The sequence below is a fragment of the Nocardioides sp. YIM 152315 genome, assembly GCF_029210375.1.
GTDB lineage: Bacteria > Actinomycetota > Actinomycetes > Propionibacteriales > Nocardioidaceae > Nocardioides.
The window spans coordinates 40,224-58,385 of the sequence record NZ_JARGER010000035.1 but is presented as its reverse complement, the minus strand read 5'-3'; the positions used below and the strand labels follow the sequence as shown (position 1 = coordinate 58,385).

Annotated in this window: 17 protein-coding genes and 1 other RNA gene; 11 read left to right on the top strand and 7 right to left on the bottom strand. The window is 72.2% G+C overall.

Going from position 1 to position 18,162, the window contains the following annotated elements; all coding sequences use genetic code 11:
• Positions 1–23: 23 nt before the first annotated feature.
• Positions 24–491, top strand: coding sequence for a VOC family protein (locus tag PZ894_RS11580; RefSeq protein WP_275744899.1), 468 nt, complete (start codon positions 24–26; stop codon positions 489–491).
• A 15-nt stretch (positions 492–506) separates the two neighbouring features.
• Here PZ894_RS11580 and PZ894_RS11575 read toward each other — a convergent pair whose 3' ends face one another.
• The gene (locus PZ894_RS11575; RefSeq protein WP_275744897.1) at positions 507–1,118 is read right to left on the bottom strand and encodes a winged helix-turn-helix domain-containing protein; all 612 of its coding nucleotides are present in this window, start codon (positions 1,116–1,118) and stop codon (positions 507–509) included.
• A 347-nt stretch (positions 1,119–1,465) separates the two neighbouring features.
• Between PZ894_RS11575 and PZ894_RS11570 the strand changes: the two genes are divergently transcribed.
• The 8 genes from PZ894_RS11570 (at position 1,466) to PZ894_RS11535 (ending at position 12,556) form a co-directional block, all read left to right on the top strand.
• Positions 1,466–5,548 (top strand): S8 family serine peptidase, encoded by a 4,083-nt coding sequence (locus PZ894_RS11570; protein WP_275744896.1) that lies wholly within the window; start codon positions 1,466–1,468, stop codon positions 5,546–5,548.
• 173 nt (positions 5,549–5,721) lie between these two features.
• Positions 5,722–6,576 (top strand): 3-methyl-2-oxobutanoate hydroxymethyltransferase, encoded by an 855-nt coding sequence (panB, locus tag PZ894_RS11565; protein ID WP_275744895.1) that lies wholly within the window; start codon positions 5,722–5,724, stop codon positions 6,574–6,576.
• A 79-nt stretch (positions 6,577–6,655) separates the two neighbouring features.
• Entirely contained in the window at positions 6,656–7,561 is a 906-nt protein-coding gene (locus tag PZ894_RS11560) for an ABC transporter ATP-binding protein (RefSeq protein ID WP_275744893.1), read from the top strand.
• The gene (locus PZ894_RS11555; protein WP_275744892.1) at positions 7,558–8,355 is read left to right on the top strand and encodes an ABC transporter permease; all 798 of its coding nucleotides are present in this window, start codon (positions 7,558–7,560) and stop codon (positions 8,353–8,355) included. The genes PZ894_RS11560 and PZ894_RS11555 overlap by 4 nt, the downstream gene beginning before the upstream one ends.
• A gap of 19 nt (positions 8,356–8,374) precedes the next feature.
• Positions 8,375–9,478 carry a histidine kinase gene (locus tag PZ894_RS11550; RefSeq protein WP_275744890.1) on the top strand — a complete coding sequence of 368 codons (1,104 nt, stop codon included), beginning with the start codon at positions 8,375–8,377 and terminating at the stop codon, positions 9,476–9,478.
• The gene (locus PZ894_RS11545; protein WP_275744888.1) at positions 9,475–10,095 is read left to right on the top strand and encodes a response regulator transcription factor; all 621 of its coding nucleotides are present in this window, start codon (positions 9,475–9,477) and stop codon (positions 10,093–10,095) included. The genes PZ894_RS11550 and PZ894_RS11545 overlap by 4 nt, the downstream gene beginning before the upstream one ends.
• Positions 10,096–10,122: 27 nt before the next feature.
• A complete protein-coding gene (locus PZ894_RS11540; RefSeq protein WP_275744886.1) occupies positions 10,123–11,289 on the top strand; it encodes a PQQ-dependent sugar dehydrogenase in 1,167 nt (388 codons plus the stop codon).
• A 10-nt stretch (positions 11,290–11,299) separates the two neighbouring features.
• Positions 11,300–12,556: a hemolysin family protein gene (locus PZ894_RS11535; RefSeq protein WP_275744884.1), complete on the top strand. Its 1,257-nt coding sequence runs from the start codon at positions 11,300–11,302 to the stop codon at positions 12,554–12,556.
• 3 nt (positions 12,557–12,559) lie between these two features.
• Here the strand turns inward: PZ894_RS11535 and PZ894_RS11530 are convergent, their stop codons facing one another.
• The 4 genes from PZ894_RS11530 to PZ894_RS11515 are packed head-to-tail and all read right to left on the bottom strand — an operon-like array spanning position 12,560 to position 14,005.
• Positions 12,560–12,832 (bottom strand): hypothetical protein, encoded by a 273-nt coding sequence (locus PZ894_RS11530; protein ID WP_275744882.1) that lies wholly within the window; start codon positions 12,830–12,832, stop codon positions 12,560–12,562.
• The gene (locus PZ894_RS11525; protein ID WP_275744880.1) at positions 12,825–12,998 is read right to left on the bottom strand and encodes a hypothetical protein; all 174 of its coding nucleotides are present in this window, start codon (positions 12,996–12,998) and stop codon (positions 12,825–12,827) included. Before PZ894_RS11525 ends, PZ894_RS11530 begins: the two co-directional genes overlap by 8 nt.
• A 15-nt stretch (positions 12,999–13,013) precedes the next feature.
• Entirely contained in the window at positions 13,014–13,427 is a 414-nt protein-coding gene (locus PZ894_RS11520) for a tetratricopeptide repeat protein (RefSeq protein WP_275744878.1), read from the bottom strand.
• Positions 13,428–13,444: 17 nt separating this feature from the next.
• Complete coding sequence (locus tag PZ894_RS11515) at positions 13,445–14,005, bottom strand: GNAT family protein (protein WP_275744877.1); 561 nt, start codon at positions 14,003–14,005, stop codon at positions 13,445–13,447.
• Positions 14,006–14,047: 42 nt separating this feature from the next.
• Between PZ894_RS11515 and rnpB the strand changes: the two genes are divergently transcribed.
• Positions 14,048–14,448: RNase P RNA component class A (rnpB, locus tag PZ894_RS11510), an RNA gene on the top strand.
• 120 nt (positions 14,449–14,568) lie between these two features.
• On the opposite strand, the gene PZ894_RS11505 is transcribed toward rnpB, so the two are convergent.
• A complete protein-coding gene (locus PZ894_RS11505) occupies positions 14,569–15,459 on the bottom strand; it encodes an RNA polymerase sigma-70 factor (protein WP_275744875.1) in 891 nt (296 codons plus the stop codon).
• Positions 15,456–16,040, bottom strand: coding sequence for a carboxymuconolactone decarboxylase family protein (locus tag PZ894_RS11500; RefSeq protein ID WP_275744874.1), 585 nt, complete (start codon positions 16,038–16,040; stop codon positions 15,456–15,458). Before PZ894_RS11500 ends, PZ894_RS11505 begins: the two co-directional genes overlap by 4 nt.
• A gap of 96 nt (positions 16,041–16,136) precedes the next feature.
• On the opposite strand from PZ894_RS11500, the gene PZ894_RS11495 reads away from it, so the two are divergent.
• A complete protein-coding gene (locus PZ894_RS11495; protein ID WP_275744873.1) occupies positions 16,137–18,077 on the top strand; it encodes an ATP-binding protein in 1,941 nt (646 codons plus the stop codon).
• The last annotated feature ends 85 nt before the right edge of the window (positions 18,078–18,162 follow it).

The following is an 18,162-nucleotide window of genomic DNA, read 5'->3' as shown; positions in this document are numbered from 1 at the left end:
CGCCCGGGCCCGGTCGGAGTGGCATGCCCGAGATCAGCACCTGCCTGTGGTTCGACGACAACCTCGTGGAGGCCGTGGAGTTCTACACGCGCGTCTTCCCCAACTCGGCGGTCACCGGTGTGTCGCGCGACGACCACGGTCGGGTGCTGGCCGTGGAGTGGACGCTGGACGGTCGTGCGTTCCGCGGCATCAACGGCGGACCGGTGCACGCCGGCTTCACCGAGACCATCTCGCTCAGCGTCAGCTGCGCCGACCAGTCCGAGGTCGACTACTACTGGGACACGCTCGTCGACGGCGGCCGGGCGGGCAGCTGCGCGTGGCTGGAAGACCGGTTCGGGCTGTCCTGGCAGATCGTGCCGACCCGGCTCTACGAGCTCGTCTCCGACGCCGACGCCGCCCGCGCGCGGGCCGCGATCGCGGCGCTGATGCGGATGCAGAAGGTCGTGATCGCCGATCTCGAGGCCGCGGCGGACGCCGCGAGCGTGGCGTAGCGCTCGAGCCGGCCGTCAGCCGAGGTAGCGGTCGACCGCGTCCGCCACCAGCCGCAGCCCGACGCCGCGGACGCCGTCGATCTGCACCGGGCTGCCGATCTCGCCGAGCTTGCGGCGCAGCCGCTTCACGACGCTCTGCACGTGCGACCGGCTGCCCTGGTGGTCGTTGTGCCACACGTGCTTCTGCAGCCACGCGAACGTCCGGATGTGTCCACCCGCCTGGTGCAGGCTGACCAACAGGTCGTGCTCCAGGGGCGACAGGTCCGCCAGCCGGTCCCCGCACCGCACCACCCTGGCGTCGGAGTCGATCACGAAGTCCACCGCGTGCTCCGGCTCGCTCGGCTCCGGCTCGACCGGCTCGACCCGCTCGACGACGGATCGGAGCCCGACCGCGTCGACGGCGGCACCCGGCCCGGACCGCCCCACCGCCTCCGGCTCCGCCGTACCCGCCAACGAGACGTCACGTTGCAGCAGGCGCACGGCCTCGCGCACCGAGCCGACCAGCAGCACGGGCGCAGCACTGCCGACCGCGTCGGTGATCCGTACCCGATCCGCGGCCGTGGGCGCCACCGCGATCACGATGGCAGGTCCCGTGGCACCGGGCAGCGACGAGCGCTCCTCCGACACCACACGGACCGGTCTTTCTCCCCGAGCGAGAGACACACCCCGTCCTTTCGAAGGTAAAGACACCTTCGTGCATCGATTCCGGGGTCGTCAAGGAATGTCGACCGCAAGGATTCCCCGCGGCTGCCCCGAAGTCGCCGCAGGTTTGCCCGCGTTGCCCGCGGATCGCCCGCAAGTTGCCCACAAGATCCCGTTGTCGCCCGCGCGTCCCGCTCCCTAGCGTCATCGCTCCGGCCCGGGGACAACCCCGTCTCCGGGGTCCGATCTCGGGAGGACCAACACGCATGTCACCACGCCTGCCTGTACCCCGCTCGCGGGGCCGGGGCGCCGGACGATCCCGGCGCCACCTCGTGGCTCTGGCCAGTCTGCTGCTCGTCACGAGCGTCCTGGCACTCGCCGCACCCACCACCGCCGCCGCAGCACCGGGTGATCCGGAGCTCGGCAAGATCAAGCCGAAGCTCGCCCAGCAGCTGGACGAGAAGGGCTCCGCCTCGTTCTGGATCCGGTTCGCCGACCGTGCGGACCTGTCGAAGGCGCCCACCATCAAGGACCGCACCGCGCGCGGCCAGTTCGTCTACGACCGGCTGTCGAAGGTCGCCCGGGACAGCCAGGCCGACATCAAGGCGCTGCTCGACGGCGAAGGCACCTCGTACCACGCCTTCTGGGCCACCAACGCGATCCGCGTGCAGGGCGGCAGCCAGCAGCTGGCCGAGGAGCTCACCACCCACGCCGAGGTCGAGGCGCTCTACCCGACCTTCAGCTACAAGCTCCCCCAGCCGAAGAAGGGTGAGAACGTCCACTCCCCCAACGCGGTCGAGTGGGGCGTCGCGAACATCAACGCCGACGACGTCTGGAGCGAGTTCGGCGACACCGGCGAGGGCATCGTCGTCGGCAGCATCGACTCCGGCACGCAGTTCGACCACCCCGCACTGGTCAACCAGTACCGGGGCAACAACGGCGACGGCACGTTCGACCACAACTACAACTGGTTCGACGCAGCCGGCTCGTGCGGCGACGCTCCCTGCGACAACGACGGCCACGGCACCCACACGATGGGCACCATGGTCGGCAGCGACGGCGGGGCCAACCAGATCGGTGTCGCGCCCGGCGCGACGTGGATCACCGCCAACGGGTGCTGCCCCTCCGACCAGGCCCTGATCGACTCCGGGCAGTGGATGCTCGCGCCGACCGACCTCGAGGGCGAGAACGCCGACGTCAGCAAGCGGCCCGACATCATCAACAACTCGTGGGGCACCGAGCTCCCGAGCAACGACCCATTCATGGAGGACATCGAGGAGGACTGGGCGGCGTCCGGCATCTTCGGCAGCTGGTCCAACGGCAACAACGGACCGTCCTGTGAGACCAGCGGTTCACCTGGAAGCCGGATCCTCAACTACTCGGTCGGTGCCTACGACGTGAACAACGCCATCGCGGGCTTCTCCTCGCGCGGCGCCGGCCAGGACGGTGAGATCAAGCCGAACATCTCCGCTCCCGGCGTCAACGTGCGCTCCAGCGTGCCCGGCAACGGCTACGGCAGCGCCAGCGGTACGTCGATGGCCGCGCCGCACCTGGCGGGCACGATCGCACTGCTGTGGTCCGCCGCTCCGTCACTGCGCGGCGACATCGAGGGGACGCGCGCGCTCCTCGACGGCACGGCGGTCGACGTCGACAGCACGACCTGTGGCGGCACCGCCGACGACAACAACGTCTTCGGTGAGGGCCGGCTCGACGCGCTCGCCCTGATCGAGGCGGCTCCCGTCGGCGACACCGGCACCCTCGCGGGCACCGTGACCGACGCCGGGACCGGCGACCCGCTGGCGGGTGCGACCGTCGACGTGGACGGAGAGTTCGACCGCTCCACCACCACCGACGCCGACGGCAGCTACTCGCTGCGGCTCCCGACCGGCGACTACGCCGTGTCGGCCTCGGCGTTCGGCTACGGCTCGGAGGGCGCCGACGCCTCCGTCACGACCGGCACGACCACCACGCAGGACTTCGCCCTGACGGCGGCGCCCCTGGTGACCGTGCGCGGCACCGTGACCGACGGCGGTGGCCACGGCTGGCCGCTCTACGCGAAGGTCACCGTCGACGGACCGGCCCCGGACACCTGGACGGACCCGTCGACCGGCGACTACAGCCTCGAGCTGCCGAGCGGCTCGACGTACTCGGTGAGTGTCGACGCCGACCTGCCCGGCTACCTGCCGGCGACCTCGGACGTCGAGGTCGGCGGCGGCGACGTCACCCACGACGTCGCGGTGCCGGTCGACGCCAGCACCTGCATCGCCGCTGGCTACCGCTACAACACCGACGGCGTCACCGAGGACTTCTCCGGCGGGGCGCTCCCCGACGGCTGGAGCGTGACCGACGAGGCCGGCGCCGGCCAGGTCTGGGCCTTCGACAACCCGGGAGCCCGGGACAACCTGACCGGCGGCGAGGACGGCTTCGCGATCGTCGACAGCGACGAGTACGGCTCCGGTGGTGAGCAGGACACCTCGCTCGTCTCGCCGGTCGTCGACATGTCCGACCTGACCGCACCGGTCGTCGGGTTCGCGCAGGACTACAACAACCTGGGCGACTCCGCCGACGTCGACGTGAGCGTCGACGGCGGGGCGACCTGGGAGACGGTGCTGCACCAGACGACCGACGTGCGCGGCCCGCGCACCGACGTGCTCGAGCTGCCGATGGCGGCCGGCGAGTCCGCGGTGCAGGTCCGCTTCCGCTACTACGACGCGTCGTACGCGTGGTGGTGGGAGGTCGACGACGTCTTCATCGGCAACCGCACCTGCGACCCCGTCGAGGGCGGTCTCGTGGTCGGCAACGTCCGCGGGTCGACCGGTCGAGCCGGTGTCGACGACGCCACGGTCACCAGCCTCGACAACCCCGACGACACGGCCACGACGAAGGCGACTCCGGACGACCCTGCGCTCGACGACGGCTTCTACCAGCTGTTCTCGTCGCAGACCGGACGACACCCGTTCGAGGCCAGCGCCGAGCAGTACACGTCGCAGACCAAGACCGTGAACGTGCCGCGCAACCGCACGGCCACGGCCAACTTCCGCCTGGCGGCCGGTCAGCTGACCGTCGACAAGTCGAGCATCTCCGTCACGAGGCGGTTGGGCAACGGCACGGTCAACCGCACCCTCACGCTCACCAACTCGGGTACGGCGCCGCTGACTGTGGACCTGTCCACGGGCGGTGGCGACTTCGAGATGCTCGGTGGCGGCACGGGCACGGCGACCAGCCTGCGTCAGATGGACAACGTCGGCGCGGCGGCGACGGCGGCCCGGAGCAGCGACTCCGCGAAGTCGTCCGGGTCGAAGCTCGGCGGGTCCGCGTTGGGCACGTCGAAGGAGACGGGTCCACGGCTCGGCACCTCCGGGCTCGAGCCCGGGCGCTCGAAGACGCCGAGCCTGCCGAAGCGGCAGAACGACGAGGTGACCATCACCGAGTCGGTGTCGCAGGAGATCGCCTCGGCCAACTCGATCGCCTGCTCCAACTCGGCGACCGGCGAGACCCGGGACACCGGCTGGCTGCGGGTCTTCCCGCTGGAGGACTTCGACATCACCACGGACTTCAACGTGACCAACGTGTCCTTCGGGGTCGAGACCGTCCGCGGCGGCGACGTGGCGATGAACGTCAACCTCTACACGCTCGACGGTCCACTCGAGTACGCGAACATGACGCTGATCGGGAGCACCCAGGAGACGCTGAGCCCGCAGGACCTCACCCTGGTGACGGTCCCGGTGGAGGGCACGGCACCGGCCGGCTCCAGCCTGGTCGTCGAGATCGACGCACCCGACCAGGCGGGCACCGGACGGGCGTTCTTCGTCGGGTCGAACGACCAGGGCCAGACCGCTCCGACGTACCTGCGCTCGGAGACCTGCGGCACGCCCGAGCCGGTCGACGTCGCGGAGCTCGGGTTCCCCGACTTCCACATGGTGCTGAACGTGACCGGCGAGACGGGCAGCAGCGTTCCGTGGCTGACCGTCGAGCCGACCACGCTGACGCTCGAGCCGGGTGACAGCGCCGAGGTGATCGCGACGTTCGACTCCGCGGTCGAGCAGCCGGGCACCTACACGGCGCGGATCAGCTTCGCGACCGACTCGCCCGTCGACACGGAGCCGGTGGCGGCAACGATGAACATCACGCCGCCGCGCAGCTGGGGCAAGGTCCAGGGCACCGTCAACGGCACCGACTGTGCCGGCGCCGTGGCCCCGATCGACGAGGCGACGGTCCAGCTCGACTGGTGGTCCGGGGACCTCAGCCTCTTCACCGACGAGGACGGCGAGTACGCGTGGTGGCTCGACACGAGAGGCAACCCCTACTCGGTGATCGTGGCCAAGGACGGCTTCAAGCCGACCAGCCGCACCGTGCGCATCCTCAAGGGCCGCACCATCACCTCCGACTACAGCCTGAAGGAGGCGAGGTGCTGACCATCCAGTAGCCCGGGGGGACCCGCGGCGGGACCCGCTCCGATCCACGGAGCGGGTCCCTTCGCGTCCCGGGGTGACCAGGCACACAGCGTCACGGGCGCATCGCGGGGCTAGCCTGACAAGCGGTCCGTGGACTCCATCAGGGAGCCGCGAGATGACAGTCAGGGGAACCCATGAGCGAGGAGACCGCGCCGTACGGCACCGGTCCGGCGAAGGCCGAGGGAGCCGCCGCGATCAAGCGGGTCCGCACCCACCACCTGCGCGAGATGAAGCAGCGCGGCGAGCGGTTCGCGATGCTCACCGCCTACGAGCAGTACGCCGCCGAGACCTTCGACGAGGCCGGCATCGAGGTGCTGCTCGTCGGTGACAGTGCCTCCAACAACGTCTTCGGCAACGAGACCTCGCTCCCGGTGACGGTCGACGAGCTGATCCCGCTGGCCCGCGCCGTCACGCGGTCGGTCCGACGCGCGCTGGTCGTCGCCGACCTGCCGTTCGGCTCCTACCAGGCCTCGCCCGAGCAGGCCTACCTGACCGCCGTGCGGTTCATGAAGGAGGCCCACGCGCACGCCGTGAAGCTCGAGGGCGGCGTCGCGATGGCGCCCCAGGTGCGCAAGCTCACCGAGGGCGGCATCCCGGTGATGGCGCACATCGGCTTCACGCCGCAGTCGGAGCACAACCTCGGCGGCTACCGCGTCCAGGGCCGCGGCGACGCTGCCAAGCGGGTCGTCGAGGAGGCGCAGGCGATGGAGGACGCCGGCGCGTTCGCCGTCGTCATGGAGATGGTGCCCGGCGACGTCGCGGCCGAGGTCACCGCCTCGGTCGGCATCCCCACCATCGGCATCGGCGCCGGCGCCGGCTGCGACGGCCAGGTGCTGGTCTGGCAGGACGCCTTCGGCCTGCGCACCGGCCGGATGCCCCGCTTCGTGCGGCAGTACGCCGACCTCCACGGCGTACTCCTCTCGGCCGCGCAGCAGTACGCCGCCGACGTGCGGGCCGGCACGTTCCCCGCCGAGGAGCACACCTTCTAGCCGACCCGTGACAGCTGTCATGGTCAGGTCGTGACGGCCGTGTGAGGGTCATGGCGTCGGCCGCCGCGAGGCTGGAGCCATGACCACGAGCACCCTCACCCGGACCGCGGCCGTGCGGCTCTCCGGGGTGACCAAGACCTTCGGCGACGTGCCGGCCGTGCGCGGCATCGACCTCACCCTCGAGCAGGGCGAGATCGTGGCGTTCCTGGGCCCCAACGGCGCCGGCAAGACCACCACCATCGACATGGTCCTGGGGCTCTCGCAGCCCACCACCGGCAGCGCACAGGTGCTCGGCCTCGCGCCCCGCGAGGCGATCGCCCGCGGCCTGGTCTCGGCGGTGATGCAGACCGGCGGCCTGCTCAAGGACCTCACGGTCCGGGAGACCGTCGAGTACACCGCGAGCCTCTTCGCCGACACTCGCCCGGTCGACGAGGTCCTCGCCGACGCCGGCATCACCGCGATCGCCGACCGGCGGGTCGCCAAGTGCTCCGGCGGCGAGCAGCAGCGCCTCCGCTTCGCGATGGCGCTCCTCTCCGACCCCGCGCTGCTGCTGCTCGACGAGCCGACGACCGGCATGGACGTCGAGGGTCGCCGGGCCTTCTGGTCCGCGATCCGCCGCGACGCCGACCGGGGCCGCACGGTCCTCTTCGCGACCCACTACCTCGAGGAGGCCGACCAGTACGCCGACCGCATCGTGCTCATCAGCCACGGACGCATCGTCGCCGACGGCACCGGCGCCGAGATCAAGGCGCTCGCGTCCGGCCGCACGGTGCGGGCCACCCTCCCCGCCGCCGACACCGACGCGCTCGCGGCGCTCGCGGGCGTCACCGGGGTCGAGGTCCGCGGCGACACCGTGCTCGTCCACACCCGCGACAGCGACTCGATCGCCCGCCACCTGCTCACCCGGACCGCCGCCCGCGACCTGGAGATCACCGCCCACGGCCTCGAGGACGCATTCATCAGCCTGACAGGAGACGCCCGATGAGCTCACCCGCGACGAGCACCGCCACCATCGACCCGACCGCCCGGAGGGTCCCGCCCCTGGGCGGCTTCAACCTGACCGTCCTGCGCATCGAGCTGCGGCGGATGCTGCGCAACCGCCGTACCGTCATCTTCACCCTGGTCTTCCCCGCCGTGCTGTTCCTGTCCTTCGGCTCCACCGAGGGCTGGTCGGACGACGTCGGCAACGGCAACGTGGCGGCGTACATCATGGTGTCGATGGCGCTCTACGGGGCCGCGCTGACCGCCGCGTCCGGCGGCACCGCCGTCGCCCTGGAGCGGTCGCTGGGCTGGTCGCGTCAGCTCCGGCTGACGCCGCTCGACCCGACGGTCTACATCGTCATGAAGGCGCTCCTCGCCCTGGTCCTCGGCGCCATCGCGATCACCGTGGTCAACGTCGTCGGCGTCTTCCAGGGCAAGCCGGAGATGCCGGTGGACGTCTGGGTGGAGTGCGCGCTGCTCACGCTGGTCTGCACGCTCGTGTTCGCGGCGCTCGGCGTGTTCGTCGGCTACCTGGTGCCCGGCGAGAACGCCATGCAGATCCTCGGGCCCGGCCTCGCGGTCCTGTCCTTCCTCGGCAACGTCTTCATCCCGATCGACGAGGGCACGCTGATCTACTCGATCGCCCAGTGGACACCGATGTACGGCGTCGCCGAGATCAGCCGCTACCCGCTCACCGGCGACCTGGCGTGGACGGCCGTGCTCAACGCCGTCGCCTGGCTCGCGATCTTCGTCGCCGGCGCGGCCTGGCGGATGAGCAAGGACACCAGCCGGGTCTGAGATGGCTACCCTCAGGCCCATGAGCGAGACCGAGCCGGCCCGGGCGCACCGGCTGGACCGGCTCGGCCCGGTCTTCGCCTCGGTCTGGCTCTTCTTCCTGGTCGATCCGCTCCTCGAGGGTTGGGCCCATCGCGACGAGGCGCGCGGCATCGTCGGCATGGTCGCCACCGTCGCCTTCGCCGGCGTCTACATGACGCTGTGGCTCCAGGTCCGGTCGAACCGGCTCCGCCTCATCGACAACCCGTCGCCACGCGTCGCCCTGTCCTACCTGGGCGGACTGGTCGCGCTCGCCGCCGTCATGGTGGCCTGCCTCGGCGAGCAGGGGCTCGCCAGCCTGGTCTACATCGCGGTCGGCTGCGTGATGGTGCTGCCGCTCCGGGTCTCCGCGCCGGTCGTCGCCGTCCTGGCCCTCGGCGCGATCGCCCTCAGCGCCGTCGAGGACTGGGGCAGCCAGGCGGGCCTGGCCTTCGCGATCCTCGCGGCGTCGTTCGCGATCCTGGGGATGCGCACCGTGCTGCGCCGCAACGCCGACCTGCTGCGCGCGGAGCAGGAGAACGCCGGCCTCGCCGTCGAGAACGAGCGCACCCGCTTCGCCCGCGACCTGCACGACATCCTCGGCCACTCCCTCACGGTGATCACCGTGAAGGCCGAGCTCGCGCAGCGGCTCCTCGACGTCGACCAGGAGCGGGTGCGAGCCGAGCTCGCAGACCTCGAGCGGCTCAGCCGAGACGCGCTCTCCGACGTGCGACGCGCCGTCGAGGGCTACCGCGAGCTCACCCTCCCCGGAGAGCTCGCCCGGGCCCGCGCCGCGCTGGCGGCCGCGGAGATCGACGGCCGGCTCCCCAACTCCGCCGACGAGGTGCCCACGGAGCTGCGGGAGCTCTTCGCGTGGACGGTGCGCGAGGGCGTCACCAACGTGATCCGCCACTCCGGCGCGCGCCGCTGCGTCGTCAGCCTGTCGCCGACGAGCGCCGAGGTGCGCGACGACGGCGCCGGGAGTCCCGTCGAGTCCGCGGCCGGCTCGGGCCTGGTCGGTCTGCGCGAGCGCGCGTCCGCCGTCGGCGCGACCGTGGTCACCCGCGACCTCTCCCCCGGCTTCTCCCTCCAGGTGGTCCGGGCATGACCGACACCCCGGTGATCCGGCTGCTGCTCGCCGACGACCAGGCGCTCGTGCGCGGCGCGCTGTCGGCGCTGCTCGGCCTCGAGCCCGACCTCGAGGTCGTGGCCGAGGTCGGCTCCGGTGACGCCGTGGTGCCCGCCGTGCTCGAGCACCGTCCCGACGTCGCGCTGCTCGACGTCGAGATGCCCGGGATCGACGGCATCGCCGCGACGGCGGAGGTACGCCGTGCCGCGCCCGACACGCGCGTCCTCATCGTCACCACCTTCGGCCGGCCCGGCTACCTGCGCCGGGCCCTGCAGGCCGGCGCCGCGGGCTTCGTCGTCAAGGACACCCCGGCCGCGCAGCTCGCCGACGCCGTGCGCCGCGTGCATCGGGGCCTGCGCGTCGTCGACCCCACCCTCGCCGCCGACAGCCTGGTGGCCGGAGAGTCACCGCTGACCGCGCGTGAGACCGACGTGCTCCGGGCCGCCCGAGACGGCTCCTCGGTCGCCACGATCGCCGGCCGGCTCTTCCTCTCTGAGGGCACCGTCCGCAACCACCTGTCCTCGGCCATCGGCAAGACCGGCGCCACCAACCGCGCCGAGGCCGTGCTGACCGCCGAGGGCAACGGCTGGCTGTAGGACCTCGGGAAGCCTACGGTGGCTGGCATGCGCACCGTCGTACTCGGGCTGACCGCCGCACTGCTCCTCTCGCTGCCCGCCGCGCCGGCGGCCGCCACGACCCCGGACCATCGCCCGTCCGCGGCCGCCGACCGCGCGGCGTACCCCTCGCTGGCCGTCAAGCGCGTGGTGCGCGGCCTCGACCACCCGTGGGACGTGCGCGTGCTCGACCGGGGCGTCCTGATCTACACCCAGCGTGACCGCGCCCGGCTGAGCATCTGGGACCACGGCCACAAGCGCGCCGTCCGCTTCCCGAGCGACTCGGTGTGGGTGAGCGGCGAGACCGGCCTGACCGGGCTGGCGCTCGACCCGGAGTTCGCCCAGAACCGCCGCCTCTACACCTGCCAGGGCGGCTTCCGGTCGGGCGGGCGCCACGACGTGCGGGTGATGGCGTGGAGGCTCAACGCCAAGGCCACCCGCGTGACGCGGATCCGGCAGCTCGTCGGCGGCTTCCCCACCACCACGGGACGCCACGCCGGCTGCCGGCTGCTCATCGACAGCGAGGGCTCGCTCTTCGTCGGCACCGGTGACGCCGTCATCGGGACCTCCCCCCAGAACCTGAGGTCCTTCGGCGGCAAGACGCTGCGGCTCGACCGGTTCACCGGCAGGCCGTGGCCGACCAACCCGTACGTCGACGCGCGGGCCCGGGCCAAGCGCTACGTCTTCACCTACGGCCACCGCAACGTGCAGGGTCTGGCCCAGCGGTCGGACGGCACGCTCTGGTCGATCGAGCAGGGCACCGACTGCGACGACGAGGTCAACCGGCTGCTCAAGGGCGGCAACTACGGCTGGGACCCGGCTCCCGGCTACGGCGAGTACACCCCGATGACCGACCGGTCGCTGCCGGGACGCCAGATCGGGGCGGTGTGGAGCTCGGGCGACCCGACGCTCGCCACCTCCGGCGGGGGCTTCGTCCACGGGCCGGCGCTCGGCGCGTACGACGGCACCCTCGCCGTCGCGGCGCTCAAGGCCGCGCGGGTGCTCTTCCTGACCCTGTCCGCCGACGGCGACCTGCGGCGGGTGCACGTGCCTCGCGAGCTGCGCCGCTACGGCCGGATCCGCACCGTGGTCGACGGCCCGGGCTCGACCTTCTACGTCACCACCGACAACGGCAACGGCGCCGACTCCGTCCTGCGGGTGCGGCCACGCCGCTAACCTCGCACGCGTGGACGCCCACACGCTGACCAACCTGCTCCTCGTCCTGGCCTTCATCCTCGTCGGCGGTGTCTTCGCCGGCACGGAGCTCGCGCTGGTCTCGTTGCGCGAGGGGCAGATCAAGGCCCTCGCCGAGCGCGGCAGCCGCGGCGAGCGCGTCGCCCGCGTCGCGCGCGACCCCAACCGCTTCCTCGCGGCCGTCCAGATCGGCGTCACCGTGGCCGGATTCTTCTCCGCGGCGTACGGCGCCTCCACCCTCGCGCCCGACTTCGCGCCGGCGCTCGAGGACCTCGGGCTCGGTGAGCGCACCGCCGACACCCTGGCGCTGATCCTGCTGACGCTCTTCATCGCCTACCTGTCGCTGGTGCTCGGCGAGCTGGTGCCCAAGCGGCTCGCGCTGCAGCGCGCCGCCGGCGTCTCGTACGTCGTGGGCGGGCCGCTCGACCGGTTCGCCGTCCTGATGCGCCCGGTGGTGTGGCTGCTGTCGGTCTCGACCAACGCCGTGGTGCGCCTCTTCGGCGGCGACCCCGCCGCGACGTCGGAGCAGCTCAGCGACGAGGAGCTGCGCTTCCTGGTCGACCAGCACGAGGGACTGGCCGAGGACGAGCGCAAGATCCTCACCGACGTCTTCGACGCGGGCGATCGCTCGCTGAGCGAGGTGATGCGACCGCGCGGCGACGTCGCCTTCCTGTCGGTCGACAGCACGGTCGCCGAGGCGGTCGAGGCGGCGATGTCGCACCCCTACTCGCGCTTCCCCGTGACCGGCGCCGGCCAGGACGACGTGCGGGGCTTCCTCCACGTGCGCGACCTGCTCGGCGCCGACCCGAAGCGCCGCATCAAGGGCCTGACCCGCGACATCCTGCACCTGCCCGCCACCAACCACGTGCTGCCGTCGCTGGCCCGGATGCGCGACGAGGGCCGGCACATCGCCGTGGTCGTCGACGAGTACGGCGGCACCGACGGCATCGTGACGCTCGAAGACCTGGTCGAGGAGCTGGTCGGCGACATCCGCGACGAGTACGACGAGGTCGCGCCCGAGACCGCACCCGACGTCGTCGACGCGGGCCTGACGATCGAGGAGTTCGCCCGCGACACCGGCGTGCCGCTCGAGGACGGTCCCTACGAGACCGTCGCCGGCTACGTCATGCATCGCCTCGGTCGAGTCGCCGTCGTCGGCGACGTCGTCGCGGTCGACGGCCACGAGCTCGTGGTCTCCGGCGTCGAGCGGCACCGCATCACCCGGGTCACGGTGCGCCCGGTCGGCTGATGCTCAGGCGGTCCAGCCCAGCCACGCCCCTCCGGCGGTGACGACGACGAACCACAGCGCCACCGCGAACACCGCCACCGCGGGCACCCGGCGCGGGTGCGGGGTCCACCAGGCGCAGGCGACGACCAGCAGGCCGACCCACACCACGAGCAGCAGGACCACCGCCCACCACGGCGCGACCAGCCCGCTCGCGGCGTACAGGAAGAACGCGCACGCCATGCCGGCCATCCCCACGAAGGGCCATGGAGACGCCTTGGCCAGGCGCGCCTCAGTCATTCCAGTTGGGATCGTTGTCCCACTCCTCGTTGCGCTCCTCGGCCTTCTCGAGCGCGCCCGCGGCCTCCTCGCGCGTGGCGTAGGGTCCGAGCCGGTCGATCGGCGGGCACATGTCCTCGCCCTGCTCCACGCGGTGGTGCTTGACGCAGAACCAGTAGTCGCTCATGCCCGGAACGTACCCCTACGCGTCGTCCCTGAGACGCTCCTCGACGCGCAGCGCGGCCAGGCCGTGGTCGGGGTCGCCGCTCATCGCGGCCGCGAGCCGCAGATGCGGGAGCGCCTCGGCGTACCTGCTCTGTCGCTCCAGGCAGCGCCCGAGCGCGTGCTGCGCCCAGTCGTCGGATGGGTTCTCCTCCACGAGCCGCTCGAGGTCGGTCTCGGCGCGCTGCAGCTGCGCGCGCATCAGGTAGGCCCATGCGCGGAGCGTGCGCAGGCCGGTGTTGTCGGGCTCCTGCTCGAGCGCCGGCTCCAGCACGCCCAGCGCCTCCTTGGGCGCGCGGTCCGCCAGCAGGTCGAACGCGGTGCGGTACGCCGACTCCGGCGCCGCCTGGTCCGGGAAGATGATCCGCGGCGTGGGCAGCATGTCGTCGTTCATGCCTCTACAACCCTTGCTCAGGGCACGGGATTCCCGGGAGGGTCGTCGTGCAGGATCCGCTGGAAGAGCACGTGGTCCTGCCACGCGCCACGGATGTAGAGGAACCGCTCGGCCACGCCGTACTCACTGAATGCGCTGCGCCGCAGCACCGCCTGCGACGCGGTGTTGTCGACCATCGTCCCCGCCTCCAGCCGGTGCAGCCCGAGCTCCTGCGCGTGCTCGACGACGTGGGCGACCATCTCCGTCGCGAGGCCCCGGCCGAGGTGCTCGTGGTCGAGCCAGTAGCCGATCGTCGCGCTCTGCAGCACCCCGCGCACCACGTTGTCGATCGAGACCTGCCCGACCACGCTCGCCCCGTCGCCGGCGCCGTACCAGAGCAGGAACGCGTGCCGCTTCCCCTTCTCCCGCTCCAGCAGCTGGCGGGCGATGTCGTCGGCCTGCCCGCGCTCGGTGTAGTAGCTCTCCGGGCGCACCGGGTCCCACGGCTCCAGGTGCTCGCGGTTGCGCACGTACGCCGCCGCCCGCGCCCCCGCGTCCGCCCGCGCCAAGGGCCTGATCTCGTACCCGTCAGCCAGCACCGCGCCAGCCTAGGGCCCGCTGCCCTATCCTTCTGGTGCGGATGGGCTGGCCGGGCGACCGCGTCACCGACCTCACGAGGGAGGTGCCGAGGAAGGTCCGGGCTCCACAGGGCAGGGTGGTGGGTAACACCCACCCGGGGAAACCCGCGGGACAGTGCCACAGAAAACAGACCGCCTCCCGGCCGCTCCGGCGGCAGGGAGGTAAGGGTGAAACGGTGGTGTAAGAGACCACCAGCGACCGGGGCGACCCGGCCGGCTCGGTAAACCCCACCTGGAGCAAGGTCAAGAAGTCCGGGGCCCTCGGGCCCCGGACGCGCGCACGACCGAGGGCGGCCCGCCCGAGTGCGCGGGTAGACCGCTGGAGGCGGCCGGCAACGGCCGTCGTAGATGGATGGTCGCCACGCTTCGGCGTACAGAACCCGGCCTACAGGCCAGCCCGTCCGCATCAACGGTTCACATACGGCGGAGGTCAGCGATCGTGACGCCGAGCGCCGTCCAACGCAAGGAGAGATGCACGACTCGCCGCCGGTGGCACCTTCCGGGCACGGCGCCCACGCCGGCGCCTACCGCGTCAGCTCGGCCGCGGTGTCGAGCCAGTGCAGCTTGTGTGGGTTGCGGACGGCGTAGATCCGGCTGATCCGGCCGTCCTCGACCACGAAGCTGACCGCGGTGTCGAGGACGCCGTCGACGTCGATGCGGGCCGCGGGCGCGCCGTTGACCGACGTCGGCGCCACGGTCGCTCCCCGCGGGCCCCGGGTCGCGAACATGCCGAGCAGTCGGCTGACCGTCTCGGCGCCGGCGATCGGAATGCGGGCCGCGTCGACCACGCCACCGCCGTCGGCGAGCAGGGTCACGTCGGGCGCGAGCACGTCGAGCAGGCCCTGCACGTCGCCGGTCAGGAGTGCCCGCACGAACCGCTCGATCACCGCCTCCTGCTCCGCCCGGCTCACCTGCATCCGCGGCCGCCGGGCGGCGACGTGGTCGCGGGCGCGGTGTGCGACCTGCCGCACCGCGGCGACCGACTTCCCGACCGCCTCGGCGATCTCGGCGTACGGCGTGTCGAACACCTCGCGCAGGACGAACACCGCGCGCTCGGTGGGCGTGAGGGTCTCGAGCACGGTGAGCATCGCCATCGAGACGCTCTCGGCGAGCTCGACGTCCTCGGCCACGTCGGGCGCGGTGAGCAGCGGCTCGGGCAGCCACTCGCCGACGTACTCCTCGCGCCTGCGCGCCATCGTGCGCAGCCGGTTGAGCGCCTGCCGGGTGACGATCCGCACCAGGTAGGCCCGCGGATCCTGCACCGCGCCGCGGTCGACGTCCGCCCACCGCAGCCAGGTCTCCTGCACGACGTCCTCGGCGTCGGCGGCCGAGCCGAGCATCTCGTACGCCACCGTGAAGAGCAGGCGGCGGTGCTCGAGGAACGGGTCGCCCTCGGCGCCGGTCGAGGCGGTCATGCCGACGACGGTACGACGCGCTCGGCCATCGGCTTCAGCCCGCACGACGAGGCGAAGCCCTCGGACTCGATGCCCAGTGCGGTGTTGGAGCGGGTCGTCAGGTTGGCGAACCCGATCACGGTCGTGAGCTCGATGACGCCGGCGGAGCCGAGCTGCTCGTGAAGGCTCGCGACCATCTCGTCGGTCACGGTGGGCGGGGTCTGGCTCATCGCCTCGGCGTACGCGAGCACCTCCCGCTCCAGCGGCTCGAAGACGTCCGACTCACGCCAGCGCGGGATCTCGCGGGCCTTCTCCACGTCGAGCCCGTTGTTGTAGGCCATGAAGTAGTTGTAGTCCAGGCACCACGAGCACCCCACCAGCGATGCCACCGCCATGTGGGCGAACGACTTGAGGTTCTCGTCGCACTCGTCCCACTTCTGGATCTTCTGGCCGAACCCCATGCTGGCCTTGAGCGCCGGCAGGTGGTGCCACATCACCCCGATGGACTCGGGGACCTGGCCGAACATCCTGCCCGCGAACTTCTTCACCATCGCGCCGTAGAGCCCGGAGATCTCCGTCGGCGGGATCCTGGTCGTGGTCATCTCTTCTCCTCGTGTCGATGTGGGGTCGCACATCCAGACACCGGCCGCCTTCCGGATGTGACACCCGCGGGAGATCTGCTCCCCTAGGGTGGGCGCATGCCTTCGTGGTTCGGCGGCGTGATCGCCGGGATCGACGTCGCCCAGCAGGGCCGCGCACGTGTCGGCTCGCCGCTGGCCGAGCAGTGCGCCGAGGTCGTCAAGGTCCTGTACGCCGACCACCACGACGCGCAGCCGGACGAGTTCGCCGGATGGCCGGACCTCACCGCGGTCTTCGGGCTGGAGGCCGCGGACGTGATGATCCTGCAGGCGGCGGCGGCCGCCGAGCTCGACGGCAACGTCGCGGCGGCCTTCGGGCTGTTGCGCGGGCTGACCCACGCCTCGCGGGCGACGGTCGGGCTGGCGCTCGAGCTCGCGGGCGTCGGCACGACCACGCCGGACGCGTTCGGCCGTCTCGGTCCGGCCGGACCGCTCCGCCGCGCGCGCCTGCTCGACGTGCCGGGTGACGGCCCGTGGCTGACCCGCGCGCTCGTCGTACCCGACCCGGTGCTCGCGGTGCTCGCCGGTGCCCGACCGGCGGAGCCCACGCTGGACGGGCTGCGCACCGTCGCGGTCGCGTTGGAGACGGAAGGGTCCGCGGACCTGGCCGCGGCCATCGGCCTCGACGCGCCGCTGGCCTGGGTGCGCTGCCCACCGGGCGCAGCCGGCACCGCGATGGCCGCCGACGCGCTGCGCTCGCTGGGGCTGGACTGGGTCGCCGTCGACGTGGGTCGCCGGTCGATCGAGCGCGGGTGGAGCGAGCTCGCCGGGCACGCGGTCCGCGAGGCGGCCCTGCGGGGGCGGGCACTGATCGTCACCGGCGCCGAGACCATCCCGGAGGACCAGGCCCCGGCCGTCTTCGAGATCCTCGCCGACGCGGTCGTGCCCGTCGTCGCCGTCGGCAACCGCGCCTGGGACCCGGCCTGGCTGCACGACCTCCCCTACCTCGCCGAGGCCGCCCCGCTGCCGGTCGACGCCCGGGAGCAGATGTGGAGCACCGGACTCGGTGCGCTGGTCGACGACGACTCGGAGCTGCGCCGCACGCTGCTCGGGCTGCGGCTCGTCCCGGAGTCCGTTCCCCGGGTGACCCGACATGCCCAGCTCCTCGCCGACACCCGGGACGAGCCGGTGTCGGCCCACCACGTCCGCGAGGCGGCGCGGCGGGTCAGCGGCAGCGGCGGCGCGAGCGGCAACGTCCGCGCGGGCGGGGCGGCCGGATCACGACCCACCCTCGACGACCTGGTCCTGCCCGAGACCGCGACCACCGCGCTGCAGGAGCTGGTGAGCTGGGCACGCCACCGCGACGAGGTCGCCCGGCAGGGCCTGCTCGCCCGGCGCGGGTGCGGGATCGCGGCGCTCTTCGCGGGCGGGCCCGGCACCGGCAAGACGCTGGCCGCCCACGTCGTCGCCGCCGAGCTGTCCGTCGACCTCTTCCAGGTGGACCTCTCGAGCGTCGTGGACAAGTACATCGGCGAGACCGAGAAGAACCTCGAGCGGATCTTCCACGCCGCCGAGACGATGGACGTCGTGCTGTTCTTCGACGAGGCGGACGCGCTCTTCGGCAGCCGCTCCGAGGTCAAGGACGCGCGCGACCGCTACGCCAACCAGGAGATCTCCTACCTCCTGCAGCGGATGGAGCACTTCGACGGCGTGACCATCCTGGCCACCAACCTGCGGGGCAACCTCGACCGGGCCTTCTCGCGACGGATGAGCTTCATCGTGAGCTTCCCCGACCCCGACCAGGACACCAGGCGCCGCCTGTGGGACCACCACCTCGCCCAGCTCGACGGCCTCGACGCCGCCGACCCGGTCGACCTCGAGACGCTCAGCGCGCGGGCCGAGCTGACCGGCGGCGAGATCCGCAACGTGGTGCTCGCCGCGGCGTACCAGGCCGTCGGCGAGGGCACTCCGGTCGGCATGCGGCACCTCGCCGACGCCGTCCTCCGCGAGTATCGCAAGCTCGGCAGGCTCCTTCCCGAGAACGGCTTCGCGACGCGCTGACGACGCTAGTAGCGCGTCGCAGCCAATTCACGGCCTACCGCCACGCCCTGGCACGCACCTCGCGGCGTTGCCGTCGCTTGCTGGA